Annotated in this window: 11 protein-coding genes; 8 read left to right on the forward strand and 3 right to left on the reverse strand. The window is 67.5% G+C overall.

Translation table 11 applies throughout. From position 1 onward, the window contains the following. Nucleotides 1-6: 6 nt before the first annotated feature. Nucleotides 7-987 carry a response regulator transcription factor gene (locus AC5RVG_RS13925; RefSeq protein WP_494014282.1) on the reverse strand — a complete coding sequence of 327 codons (981 nt, stop codon included), beginning with the start codon at nucleotides 985-987 and terminating at the stop codon, nucleotides 7-9. Nucleotides 988-1,115: 128 nt separating this feature from the next. After that, nucleotides 1,116-2,519: an NAD(P)H-quinone dehydrogenase gene (locus AC5RVG_RS13930; protein WP_494014283.1), complete on the reverse strand. Its 1,404-nt coding sequence runs from the start codon at nucleotides 2,517-2,519 to the stop codon at nucleotides 1,116-1,118. 183 nt (nucleotides 2,520-2,702) lie between these two features. Between AC5RVG_RS13930 and AC5RVG_RS13935 the strand changes: the two genes are divergently transcribed. The 6 genes from AC5RVG_RS13935 to AC5RVG_RS13960 all read left to right on the forward strand — a co-directional run bounded on the left by AC5RVG_RS13935 (nucleotide 2,703) and on the right by AC5RVG_RS13960 (nucleotide 9,092). Further along, nucleotides 2,703-3,503: a purine-nucleoside phosphorylase gene (locus AC5RVG_RS13935; RefSeq protein WP_494014284.1), complete on the forward strand. Its 801-nt coding sequence runs from the start codon at nucleotides 2,703-2,705 to the stop codon at nucleotides 3,501-3,503. Nucleotides 3,504-3,514: 11 nt separating this feature from the next. Next, on the forward strand, nucleotides 3,515-5,311 hold the full coding sequence (locus tag AC5RVG_RS13940; RefSeq protein ID WP_494014285.1) for a phospho-sugar mutase: 1,797 nt from the start codon (nucleotides 3,515-3,517) through the stop codon (nucleotides 5,309-5,311). A gap of 450 nt (nucleotides 5,312-5,761) precedes the next feature. Beyond that, nucleotides 5,762-5,968 carry a hypothetical protein gene (locus AC5RVG_RS13945; RefSeq protein WP_494001345.1) on the forward strand — a complete coding sequence of 69 codons (207 nt, stop codon included), beginning with the start codon at nucleotides 5,762-5,764 and terminating at the stop codon, nucleotides 5,966-5,968. A gap of 122 nt (nucleotides 5,969-6,090) precedes the next feature. Next, complete coding sequence (deoC, locus tag AC5RVG_RS13950; RefSeq protein WP_494014388.1) at nucleotides 6,091-6,813, forward strand: deoxyribose-phosphate aldolase; 723 nt, start codon at nucleotides 6,091-6,093, stop codon at nucleotides 6,811-6,813. Between the two features lie 32 nt (nucleotides 6,814-6,845). Next, nucleotides 6,846-7,073, forward strand: a complete 228-nt coding sequence (locus tag AC5RVG_RS13955; protein WP_494001347.1) for a hypothetical protein — start codon at nucleotides 6,846-6,848, stop codon at nucleotides 7,071-7,073. Nucleotides 7,074-7,376: 303 nt separating this feature from the next. Further along, on the forward strand, nucleotides 7,377-9,092 hold the full coding sequence (locus tag AC5RVG_RS13960) for a sensor histidine kinase (protein ID WP_494014286.1): 1,716 nt from the start codon (nucleotides 7,377-7,379) through the stop codon (nucleotides 9,090-9,092). Between the two features lie 23 nt (nucleotides 9,093-9,115). Here the strand turns inward: AC5RVG_RS13960 and AC5RVG_RS13965 are convergent, their stop codons facing one another. Further along, entirely contained in the window at nucleotides 9,116-10,630 is a 1,515-nt protein-coding gene (locus AC5RVG_RS13965) for a M20/M25/M40 family metallo-hydrolase (protein ID WP_494014287.1), read from the reverse strand. 291 nt (nucleotides 10,631-10,921) lie between these two features. On the opposite strand from AC5RVG_RS13965, the gene AC5RVG_RS13970 reads away from it, so the two are divergent. Continuing rightward, the gene (locus tag AC5RVG_RS13970; RefSeq protein ID WP_494014288.1) at nucleotides 10,922-11,365 is read left to right on the forward strand and encodes a VanZ family protein; all 444 of its coding nucleotides are present in this window, start codon (nucleotides 10,922-10,924) and stop codon (nucleotides 11,363-11,365) included. 49 nt (nucleotides 11,366-11,414) lie between these two features. Further along, the gene (locus tag AC5RVG_RS13975; protein WP_494014289.1) at nucleotides 11,415-12,728 is read left to right on the forward strand and encodes a UDP-glucose dehydrogenase family protein; all 1,314 of its coding nucleotides are present in this window, start codon (nucleotides 11,415-11,417) and stop codon (nucleotides 12,726-12,728) included. The last annotated feature ends 118 nt before the right edge of the window (nucleotides 12,729-12,846 follow it).

Consider the following 12,846-nt stretch of genomic DNA (forward strand, 5'->3'; position numbering starts at 1 on the left):
GCGGCGTCACCGCTTCGGTGCCAGGCTGTAGCCAACCCCGCGCACTGTCTTGATCCAGCGCGGGGACTTGGTGTCATCCCCGAGCTTGCGGCGAAGGTTGGCCATATGCACTTCGATCGTGCGTTCGTCGGAGTCCGAAATGTAGCCGCCGGTGTTGTAGGGCTCGTTACGAAGCCGGCGGACCAGATCCGCCTTGGTCCGCACCACCCGGCCGCTTTCCATCAGGGCGTACAGCAGGTCGAATTCGCTGCGGGTCAGTTCCAGCTCGCGCCCGGACCGGATCACCGTGCGGGCACGGTGGTCCACCACGATGCCGTTGTGCTCCAGCACGCCGTCGCCGGCCGGGCTCGCCGCGCCGGCCGCGGCAGCCGCTGCCCCGGCGCCGGTCCCGGCTGCGAAGGCCGGTGCCCCGCCGCCTCCTGCGAGCGCCGCTGCCGAAACGGCACCGGACGTCGACAGCGACAGGCCGGGATGCCCTCCGGCACCCACCCCCGCTCCCTGCAGGACGGGTTCGGGCACCTGAGTTGCCGCAGCTGCGCCGGCCAGGGCCGGCCCCGTCGGGGCACCCCCGCGGGCCCCGACGTCCTCCGGCAGACCGCCGTCGTTGCCCTTTGTAGTACGCGGGCGACGCAGCATCGCGGTGATCCTGGCGCGCAGTTCCCGGGGGCGGAACGGCTTGGTGAGGTAGTCATCCGCGCCGGTCTCCAGGCCAAGCAGCGTGTCCAGTTCTTCGGCGCGCGCGGTGAGCATGATGATGTACGTGTCGCTGAAACGGCGCACCTGTCGCGCGACCTCGAAGCCATCGATGTCCGGCAGGCCAAGGTCGAGGGTGACGACATCGGGGTTGTGGCGTTTGATGGCGGCAACGCCTTCCATCCCGGAGGAGGCGGTGTGCACCGTAAACCCGGAACTGGACAGGACCGTCGAGATCAACTCCCGGATGTCCAGGTCATCCTCCACAATGACGGCAGTGCGCTGCTCGCTCATCCTTATTCCCCCAACTGACTGACTTCGGTTCATCGTTTCATTACATAGCTATTCGATGATCATAGACCCAGAAACGGACAATGTGGCGAAAATAATCAGCGGGGAAATGACCGGCACAATGTGCCGCCCTAGAGATGCACGTGCAGCCGCCGCGCCGCCTCGGAAATGGAACCGGTCAGCGACGGGTACACCGTGAACGTGTTGGCGAGATCGTCCACGTGGAGTTTCTGGCTCACCGCCAGCGCGATGGGGAAGATCAGTTCGGAAGCCCGCGGGGCCACCACCACGCCCCCGATGACCGTGCCGGAACCGCGCCGGGCAATGATTTTCACGAAGCCGTCGGAGACGTTCATCATCTTGGCCCGCGCGTTGGTGTTGAGCGAGAGTTTGATGATGTCGCCCTGGTACTTTCCGGCGGCGACTTCCTCCTCGGTCACCCCCACGGTGGCGATCTCCGGGCTGGTGAAGATATTGGACGCCACCTGCTTGAGCTTCAGCGGCTTGACGTAGTCGCCCAGCAGGTGGGCCACGGCGATGCGGCCTTGCATCGCGGCCACCGAGGCCAGAGCCAGCACGCCGGTGCAGTCGCCGGCAGCATAGATGTTCGACGCGGTGGTGCGCGAGACGCCGTCCACCTTGATGTGCCCGCCCTCGGTCAGGGCCACCCCGGCTTCTTCGAGCCCGATGCCGGCGGTGTTGGGCACGCCGCCCACGGCCAGCAGGCAGTGCGAGCCCTCGACCACCCGGCCGTCGGCCAAGGTGACCAGCACGCCGTCGTCCGTTCGTTCCACGCTGGCGGCGCGGGACTTGGACAGCACGGTCATGCCGCTGCGGGCGAAAACGTCTTCGAGCACCTCGGCGGCGTCGGCGTCTTCGCCCGGCAGCACGCGGTCCCGCGAGGAGACCAGGGTGACCTTGGTGCCAAGCATGCGGTAGGCAGAGGCGAACTCGGCTCCCGTCACGCCCGAACCGACCACGATCAGGTGCTCCGGGATCTCGGTGAGGTTGTACACCTGGGTCCAGTTGAAGATGCGTTCGCCGTCCGGCTTGGCCGTGGACAGTTCGCGTGGGGTGGCGCCGGTGGCCACCAGGATGGCATCCGCTGTAATCGTCTCGGTCCCCGTCTCCGTCGACACGGCGATGGTGTTCGGGCCGGAGAGCTTGCCTTCGCCCAGGATGACGCGCACCCCGGCACGCTCCAACCCGTGGTGGATGTCCGCCGACTGGCTCTCGGCCAGCTTCAGCAGGCGGTCGTTGACCGTGCGCAGGTCGGCGTAGGCGGCCTTGGAGTCCTCGTCGAAGCGGACCCCGAGGTCATGGGCACTCGCTACCCGCCGCATGGCGTCGGCGGTCGCGATCAGGGTCTTGGACGGCACCACGTCGGTCAGCACGGCGGAACCGCCGAGGCCCTTGCGTTCGATGATGGTCACCTTGGCGCCGAGCGAGTTGGCCACCATGGCCGCCTCGTACCCGCCGGGGCCCCCGCCCAGGATCGCCAGACGCGGGGCACTGAAATCTATTTGGCTAGTCACGGACTTCATTCTGTCGCATGCCCCGCAACGCCTCAACCTGCCGGCACGGCGTGAAGCAGGCGCCGGCGGCCCGCGCAGGGCCGCCGCCACTACCCGCGAGGACATCCCCAATGCCAGGAACGACGACGGCGCCGCCCGCCCGACGCTTTCGGCGGCAGTTCGGCAGCGGGTAGGTTAGGTCCTGTGACTACAGACCCCTTTGAACTGGCCGCCGAGGCAGCCGCTTTCCTCGCCCGGCAGACCGGTGTCGCCGCCCATGACGTCGCGCTGGTGCTCGGCTCCGGCTGGGGCGAGGCCGCCGACCTCGTCGGCGAGACGACCCACTCGATCCCGGCCACGGACATTCCCGGGTTCTCCGCCCCGGCAGTCGAAGGCCACGTCGGCACCATCCGCTCCGTCCGGACGCCCGACGGCAAGCGCGTGCTGGTGCTCGGTGCCCGCACCCACTACTACGAGGGCAAGGGCGTGCGCTCGGTCGTCCACGGCGTCCGGACTGCGGCGGCCGCCGGGTGCGGGACGCTGGTATTGACCAACGGCTGCGGCGGACTGAACCCGGCCTGGGCGCCGGGGACGCCGGTGCTGATCAGCGACCACATCAACCTCACCGCCGCCTCCCCGCTGGAAGGCGCAACCTTCGTTGACCTGACCGACCTCTATTCGGGACGGCTGCGCACCCTGGCGCGGGAGGTGGATCCCAGCCTGGACGAAGGCGTGTACGCACAGTTCCCCGGCCCCCACTACGAGACTCCGGCCGAGGTGCAGTACGCCAAGCGGATCGGCGCCGACCTGGTCGGCATGTCCACGGCGTTGGAGGCCATCGCCGCGCGCCACGCCGGCATGGAGGTTTTCGGAATCTCGCTGGTGACCAACCTTGCGGCCGGCATCAGCGACGTTCCGCTCAGCCACGCCGAGGTCATCGAGGCGGGCCGGGCCGCGGGGCCGCGGATCTCGCGGCTGTTGGCCGGAATTGTCGCCAAGCTGTGAACGGGAGCGACATGACGGCAACGCCCCAGGAGCTGAAGGCGGCAGCCGAGGCCTGGCTGCAGGCCGATCCGGACGAGCAGACGCGCCGGGAATTGCAAGACCTGCTGGCAGCGGCCGAGGGCGGCGCGCCGGAAGCCGCCGCGGCACGGGCCGAACTTGCGGACAGGTTCTCCGGAACCTTGGCCTTCGGTACCGCCGGGCTGCGGGCCGCGCTCGGCGCCGGGCCCTTTCGGATGAACCGCGTGGTGGTGCGCCGGACGGCCGCCGGCCTGGCCCGCTTCCTGCTGGACACCGCCGCCGGCGCCTATGTGCCGCGCGCGGTGATCGGCTACGACGCACGCCGGAACTCGGATGTCTTCGCCTCCGAGTCCGCGGCCGTCTTCACCGCTGCCGGCATCGAGACGTTCCTCATGCCTTCCGCCCTGCCAACGCCGGTGCTGGCGTACGCCGTTCGGGCGCTGGGCTGCGAAGCGGGCGTGATGGTCACCGCCAGCCACAATCCCGCGCACGACAACGGGTACAAGGTCTACCTGGGCGGACGTGCCGTGGACGAAGGCGGCCGCGGAGCGCAAATTGTGGCACCCTACGACGCCGATATCGCCGCCCGCATTGACTACACCACGCCCCTGGACTCCATCCCGCTCGCCGAGGAAGGCTGGAACGTCCTCCCGGGGGGCATCGCCGAAGACTACGTCGCCGCGGTCACCGCGCTGACCGACCCGCGGCTGTTCCCGCAGCGGGACCTGAGGATCGTGCTCACACCGATGCACGGCGTCGGCGGAGCGACCATGCGGGCGGTCTTTGAGCAGGCCGGATTCACCGACGTGACGCTGGTGGCCGCCCAAGCGGAGCCGGACCCCGACTTCCCGACCGTGGCCTTCCCCAACCCGGAGGAAGCCGGAGCGATCGACCTGGCCCTGGAGACGGCAGCGGAAATCGACGCGGACTTAGTTATTGCCAATGATCCCGACGCCGACCGCGCGGCGCTGGCTGCCAAGGATCCGTTGACCGGGGCGTGGAGGATGCTCCGCGGCGACGAGGCCGGTGCGCTGCTCGGCGCGCACATGGCGGCTCGTTTCGAAGGCCAGGACCGGCTGCGCGCGGACCAGGACGCCGCATCCGATCCGATCGATGCAGGTGCGGGCGAGAGCGCGGCTGCGTCCCGGGTCTTCGCCAACTCGATCGTCTCTTCCCGGCTACTGGGCAAGATCGCGGCCGACGCAGGGGTAGCCCACGTGGAGACACTGACCGGCTTCAAGTGGATTTCCCGCGTCCCCGGCCTGGCCTACGGGTATGAGGAGGCCTTGGGTTATTGCGTGGCACCGCACCTGGTCCGGGACAAGGACGGGATGTCCGCCGCCCTGCTGCTCGCAGAGCTCGCCGCCGACGTCAAAGCCGCGGGCCGGACGGTCTTCGACGTCCTCGATGACCTCTCGCTGAAGTACGGGCTCCACGCTACGGACCAGCTGAGCATCAGAGTGGACAACCTCGCCCTGATGGGAACGATGATGTACCGGCTCCGGGAGCGGCCGCCGTCGTCGCTGGCCGGCTCCCCGGTGGTGACGAGCACGGACTTGTCCCTCGGCAGCGAAGCGTTGCCGCCGACCGACGGACTGCTGTTTCTGGGCCAGGACGATACCCGCGTCATCGTGCGGCCGAGCGGTACGGAGCCCAAGCTCAAGTGCTACCTGGAGGTCATCCGGCCGGTTGCCGGCGTGGACCGGCTGGCGGAGGAACGCGCGGAAGCGGCCCGGCTGCTGGAGGCCATCAAAACCGACATCCGCACCAGCCTCGGCGTGCCCGGATAACCGCCACGGATCGCTGCCGCCCGAAGACCGCGGTGTTCACAAGGGAAAGTGCTCCCATCTCCAGGGCGGCCTAGCTGTGCGAGAACGGCCTTAACCGACGGGTCTGTGTCGACTTTTGGCCGCCCTGAAACCCGGCCCGGTTCATCGGCACGGATCCAGGCGTGTAGGTTGTCCAGGCCCTCCCCCGTGCCCCGGACCACCGACGCGGCCGGAAAGCCAGCCTTCCTTACGGGACACGCCCCACCGCCGCCCGGATTCGTTCGGCCGGCGAGGCACCGCAGAACGGAGCTTAAACCCGGCGGGCGCGGGCCGGACAAACCCGCTGGCCGAGACGCAGGCCGGCCCGGGCGACCTCCGCGGGAAGGGCCCGTGCCGGAGGGGGCGCAACCTCCGCTGATTGATCACCTTCCGCACCTTTTCGACGCCGGAGCCATGTGGGACGATGCAGCCATGGGCATCGAAGAACAGCTGCCCCGTTCCGCAGGGGCGAGGCATCAAAGCCCTGACGAAGAGCCGGCGCACAAGGCCTCGGAGGAGCACATTCCGGCCGACGACCCCCGGGCCATCGCGCGCCGCCGGCAGGAGGCCGAGGAGAAGCTTGAGGAGCACCGCCGTGCGGCCGAGGAAGAGGGCCACTCCACTGGCGGCCCGCACTGACCCCTGCCCTGTCCGGGAACGCTCCCGGCGGCCGTGCAGGCCGGTGCGCCGGTCCTGTGGCCGCCTGACCGGTATGCAAGGATAGAAGTTCCTTCGAACCCCAGCAGATGAAAGGGATGGCCATGTCTGAAGACATCACATCCGGATCCGCTCCGAGCGCGACCTATCACGATCCGACGTCGATCGCTTCGGTCATCGACCACACGCTGCTGAAGCCGGAAGCTTCCCGCGAAGACATCCTCAAGGTCTGCCAGGAGGCGGTCGAGTACCGCTTTGCCGCCGTGTGTGCGAATCCTGTTTGGACGGCATTGGTCCACAGCACGCTAAAGGGCTCCGGGGTCAAGACCTGCGCGGTCGTCGGTTTCCCGTTCGGCGCCACTCCCACCGATGTGAAGGTACACGAGGCCCGCGGCGCCACTTTGGACGGCGCCGACGAGATCGACATGGTGATCAATATCGCCGCGGCCCGGGCAAACGACCGCGCCGCGATCATCGATGACATCGCTGCGGTGGCCGAAGCCGTCCACGCCGGCGGCGCCATCCTCAAAGTCATCCTGGAAACCCATTTCCTGAGCGACGAGCAAAAGCGGATGGTCTGCGAAGCCGCCGCCGAGGCCGGGGCCGACTTCGTCAAGACGTCCACCGGTTTCAGCGGTGGCGGCGCCACCGTCGAGGACATCGCCCTGATGCGGGATGCGGTCGGGACGCGCCTGGGCGTAAAGGCCTCGGGCGGCGTGCGATCCGTCGATGATGCGCGCGCCATGCTCCGGGCCGGCGCAACACGAATTGGTGCCAGCTCATCAGTGGCTATTGTTAAAGGTGAGCAAGCCGCCGGCGGCTACTGACGCCGCATCGCACTATTGAGGAGAAACACCCCATGGCCCACCCCAAGCAGCGCACCCATTCGGGCGAGGGACACCTGGTCGGCAATCTGGTCACCTTCGCGGTCATCATGCTGATGTTCTTCGGTTCCCTGTACGCCTTCAGCCTGGAGCCGGTCATCGGCCCCATCCCGGCCTTCGCCATCGGGCTCGGCCTGTTCACGCTGGCGTTCTTCATTCCCAAGCAGTTCCTGGGCCGTTCCGACACGCACCACAACGCCTGACGTTTTTCGCGGGCTTTCGCGGGCGCCCAGTCAGGAGGCAGGCAGGTCCTGTTTCCCATGGCGGGGCGCCCTGCGTATTTAAGGGCGGAGCCGGTCCCGGGCCCGAACGGAACCGGCGCGCAGCGGACTGATCCGCCAACCCGTCTGCGCCACACCCAACCCGCACCGCTGCGACTTGCGTCACAGACCGCATAGTTCCACGGCGCGGGCCAACACGCGTGCCATACTGAACCAGTCATGGCCAGCCCGGCTCCGCAACGCAACCGACAACGAGGGCTGCCCGGAGTAAGGGGACCTTCGATCATGTCTGCCGCACCAAGCCCGTTGTTGTCCTGGCTGACCGGACGCCGTCAGTTCCATGAGCTGCCCCTGCGCGCACGCGTTTTCCTCAGCCATCTGCCGCTCTGCATTTCGGTGACGCTGACTGCGGTGATCGCCGCCGCATTCTTCCCCCAACTGCTGGGCAACGCGCAATTCACCGGCGGACTCATCGGCATTGCCGTGTTGTGGATCCTCGGCGCCGCCATCCCGTGGGACCGGCTGCCCTATCCGTCGTACTGGGTGATCCCGCTGCTGGATTTCGTCGCCATCGGGGCCCTTCACCAGGGCGCCGGGACAGAACTGGCCGGCGTGGCCCTGTTGGCGGTTTTCCCGGTGTTCTGGATGGCTTGGTCGGAGATCGCCCCCGCCGCCGCGCGCATCGTCAGCTTCGCCGCGCCGCTGCTCATCGTCTGGATTCCGGTGTTCACCGGCCCGGAGCCGGTAACGCCGGAAACCCTGTTCGGCCCGATCCTGATCCCCATCGTGACCCTGGGGGTCTCCATCACCGCGTCCGTTTTCTCCCTGAGCATGACGGCGCAGCAGCAAGCCTTGGCCGGCAAAGACCGCGAACTGCGGGCCTTGCTGGAAGAAAGCAAGGTCCACGTGCGACGGCTGGACACCGTCCTGAACGCCGTCGCGGTGGGGGTGCTCGTCACCGATGCAGACGGCCGTGACATCCTGAGCAACGTGCAACAGGATCGGGACCGTTTGCTGGCCATGCCCCAAGGCATCGACAATCCGGACGAGGCCGATTTGCTGGTCTTCGAACCGGACCGGGTGACCCCGGTGGTCCCCGAAGACCGCCCCATTCGCCGTGCCATTCAGGGGGAGTCTTTTTCCGACCGGCTGGTGTGGATCGGCGACGGCGACAGGCAACGGGCCATGTTGTGCACGGCACGCCCCATGCAGAATGACCTCGGCCAGTTCGACGGCACCGTGATGGCCTTCAGCGACGTCACCGACCTGGTCAATGCGTTGACGGTGAAGGAAGAGTTCGTCGCCGGCGTCTCGCACGAGCTCCGCACTCCCCTGACCTCCATCATGGGCTACCTGGACCTCGCGCTCGAGGACGCCGACCAGCTGCCGCAACATGTCACCGCTTCCCTCGGCATCGCCATGCGCAACTCCGAACGCCTCCTGCAACTGGTGGAAGACCTGCTCGTCACCGCCTCCGGAACGCTGAGCATCGAGCCCCGCCGCACGGCGCTGGCCGACCTCGTCGCTACCAGCGTTGCGTCGGCCATGCCGCGGGCAGAACACGCGGGCGTGGAGTTGGTCATCGACGCCGTCGACGGGCTGGAAGCAGAGATCGATCCCAACAGGATGGGTCAGGTGCTGGACAATTTGCTCTCCAATGCCATCAAGTACTCCCCCGACGGCGGACGCGTCACGGTACGGACCCTGGCGGCCGACGGCGCCGTCCTCCTGGAGGTCAGCGACACCGGCATGGGCATGTCCGAAGCGGATCAGGCTGAAATCTTCACCAAGTTCTTCCGCACCAGTGCCGTCCGTCAAGCGGCCATTCCAGGGCTGGGGTTGGGGCTGGCCATCAGCAAGTCGATCGTAGAAGCCCACGGCGGCACGCTGACCTTCACGAGCGTCCTGGGAGCGGGCACGACCTTCAGCGTCGCGATTCCGCAGCGCAGCGAAGAGGGAGGCCGTCCGGAGACGGCCTCCCTGGGCCAACTGCTGCCGTAGGAGACAGCGCCGGTCCGGTGGGGTCAGCGAACGGCGTGCGGCCCCTTGAACGGCATCTTGGTGCTGCCCGTTCCCTTGCCCTTGGCCGTGCCGTTGACCGCTGAGGTCGTTTCGGCGAAGGTCAGCGTGGCATGCGCAATCGCATCAGCCATCTGATCGAGTACCACAAGGTCCACATTGGCAAGCGTGTCGCAGGCCTCGTGGTAGCAGGGATCGTAGGCCACGCCCGCGGTGCCGCCGTAGATGGCCGCCTGCTCTTCGGTCTTGATTTCCTCGGCACCGGTGAACAGGCCGCCGGCGGGAATGCCGTTGTTGATGAAGCCGAAGTAGTCCGAGCGCCCGTCGAACGCCGTCGGTTCCGTGGCGAGTCCCTGCGAAGCGAAGTAGTCCTCGAAGACGCGCTCGATGGTATCCGAACCCTTCGGCCCGGTCAGCCCAAACGCGTCGCCGTCGCCGTCGTACACGAAGCGAACGGCATTGGGCGAACCGACCATGTCGAAATTCAGGTTGAGCGCATGCTGCTTGATCTCGCGCTTGCTCAACTGGGACACGTAGTAGTCGGAGCCGAGCAGCCCATCCTCTTCACCGCCCCAGAACGCGAACCGCACCCGGTTTTCCGGGGCGTCACCCGATGCCGCCATCTGAAGCGCCGTTTCCAAAATCGCCGCGCTGCCGGAACCGTTGTCGTTGATGCCCGGACCCTCGGATACAGAATCCAGATGCGCACCGACGACGACGGTGCGGTCCGCGCGCCCGGCCGTGTCGGCGAGGATGTTGAACGTCTCCGTCACGACGATCTCGGCGTCCACCGCGATCCGCAGTTCCAGGCCGGCGGTCCCGGCGAGCTCGGCCCCCAGGTCGAAGCTGGTGCTGACGGCCGGGATGGCCTGCGGCGTCCCCAACGTGCCGCCGAACAGGTCCGTCCGGTCCGGTGTTCCTCCGTTGCCCTGATTGAAGATGACCACGCCGGCGGCGCCTGCTGCCGCGGCATTCGAGACCTTCGTGGCGAAATCGCACGTACCGCGCTGGATCAAGGCGATGTTTCCGGCGGGGAAGCTTGCGAAGTCGGTCGCCTCGCAGCCGCTGGTGGATGCCCTGTCGCCTGCGAGGTTGATATCCACCGCGGTCACCGGTGCCGTGACGTCGCCGGACGCGGAGTAATCCATGGCCAGAAACTCCTCCCCTGCCGTGTAGATCGTCGGCGTCGGGGCGACCTGCTCGAACTCTGCGCCGTGGAGCACGAACCGTTCATAGGAGAACGCCTGCCGAACGGGCGTGTACCCGGCGGCCGACAACTGGGCCTCGATGTATTGGGCCGATGCCTCGTAGCCCGGCGTGCCCGCAGCGCGGTTGCCGCCGTTGGCATTGGCCGCGTCCTGCAGGGCCTGCAAGTGGCTGACGATGTTCTCGACGGTGACCGCGTCCCGCAGGGTGCTGGTGTCTGTCCCGATAGCGGCTTGGGCGGGCAACCCGGTTCCGAACGCCAATGCGGTGGCGGCAGCGATGGCCGCACCCCGCCTGAAACTGTGGGTCTGCATGCTGGTTCCTCCATAAGGTGTGGATGCAAGAATCCCGCTGTCCCCGCAGCAGGATCCTGCCCGGAAGCTACCCCATGGCCCCGGAAAGCGACAGACCCAGCTCGTGATATCCCTCACAAACACCTGAAAGAACCATTTCAGCCTTGCAAGCGGCCGGTCTCGCGTCGCCGAGGCAGTGTCCCACACCGGCAGGCTGGAGCGGGCGGGCGGCCGGTCTTGGTGGCGCACCGGTACCATGGCATTCCGTCGCCCGCGCATCAGCGCGGCCGCCCACACCGGAGAGGAAGACCGATGCGGCTTGGCACGTCCCGGGAGCCGTCCCGCCTGCTGCATTTTTGGCTGTTGGCCGGCTATACCCTCCTGGTCGCCGTCGCAATGTTGTGGCCTACCCCAATTGATGCCGGCGCGAACAGCACCCTCCAGGCAGTTCTCGCGGCTCTGCATGACGCAGGCGGGCCGCGCTGGGTCGACTACAACCTGGTCGAATCCGGGGCCAACGTCCTGATGTTCGTGCCGCTCGGTCTGCTGGCCGCCCTCCTGATGCCGACCGGTTGGCGCTGGTTGACCCCGGCCGGAGCCTTCCTCCTCTCCGGTGCCATGGAGTGGGCGCAACGAGAGTTCCTCCCCGGCCGCTATGCCTCGCTGCAGGATGTCTGGACGAACACCCTGGGCGCGGCACTCGGCACGGTGCTGGCCTATGCCTGGCTGGAATTCCGGCAGAACCGGCACCGGTAACGCGCTAAAGTCGAAGTAGTCTCTACTCAGGCACGCGTAAAGGACCACTATGCGAATCTCCGTCATCGGCTGCGGCTACTTGGGGGCCGTGCATGCCGCGGCCATGGCCAAACTCGGGCATGACGTGGTCGGTATTGACGTGGACGAACGCAAGGTCTCCGAACTCCAGGCCGGCCGCGCCCCGTTCTTCGAGCCCGGGCTGCCCGAACTGCTCGCTGAGGTTCAGCAGACCGGCCGGCTGACGTTCAGCACCGAGATGGCCGACGCGGCCGGAGCCGCGGTGCACTTCGTGTGCGTGGGCACACCGCAGCGCAAAGGCGAGAACGCCGCCGACCTGCGCTATGTCGATGCCGCCTTCACGTCCCTGGCCGTGCACCTGCGCCCGGACGACGTGGTCGTCGGCAAGTCGACCGTGCCGGTGGGAACAGCATCACGGTTGGCAGAGGAAATCCGGGATATTGCCCCGGGGGCCATCCTGGCGTGGAACCCCGAGTTCCTGCGCGAAGGCCACGCCGTCAAGGACACGCTGACTCCGGACCGCTTTGTCTACGGTGTGCCTTCGGGTGCACCCGGTGAAGCCGCCACCGCGGCCATGGACCAGGTCTACGCGACGCCGCTGGCCGACGGGACTCCGCGGCTGGTGGTCGACTATGCCACCGCAGAGCTGGTCAAGGCCGCTGCAAACTCCTTCCTGGCCACCAAAATCTCCTTCATCAACGCGATGGCGGAAGTCTGCGAAGCCGCCGGCGCCGACGTCACCGCCCTGGCCGACGCGATCGGCATGGACGAGCGCATCGGGCGCAAATTCCTCAACGCCGGCGTCGGCTTCGGCGGCGGCTGCCTGCCCAAGGACATCCGGGCCTTCATGGCCCGGGCGGGCGAACTCGGCGCGGACCAGGCCCTGACATTTCTGCGTGAAGTGGATGCCATCAACATGCGCCGGCGCACGCGCGTGGTGGAACTGACGCGAGAGCTCTGCGGCGGGTCGCTGATCGGCAAACGCATCACCGTGCTCGGAGCCGCCTTCAAGCCGCAGTCCGACGACGTCCGTGATTCCCCCGCGCTATCGGTTGCCGCGCAACTGCAGCTGCAGGGTGCCACGGTAACCGTCACCGATCCGGAGGCGCTGGCCAACGCCAAGCAGCGTTTCCCGGAGCTCAGCTACGAACCGGATACCAAAACGGCCATCGCCCGTGCCCACGCGCTCGTGCTGCTAACGGAGTGGAACGAGTACCGCGAGCTGGACCCGGTCGCCGTCGGAAACCAAGTGGATGAAAAGAAAATCCTGGACGGACGCAACGTGCTGGACCCGGCAACGTGGCGCCAGGCCGGCTGGGCCTTCAAGGGCATCGGCCGCCCCTAGCGTTTTCCCAAGTCCGGCCTTCCAGAATGTGCCCGTACAGCCAGGTTGTGCGGGCCCATAGTCGTATCCGTTGACAGGGGTCCCGAACAGGAGCATCTTATGTAGATGGCCAGCGCGT

It is taken from the genome of Arthrobacter senegalensis, assembly GCF_059091765.1.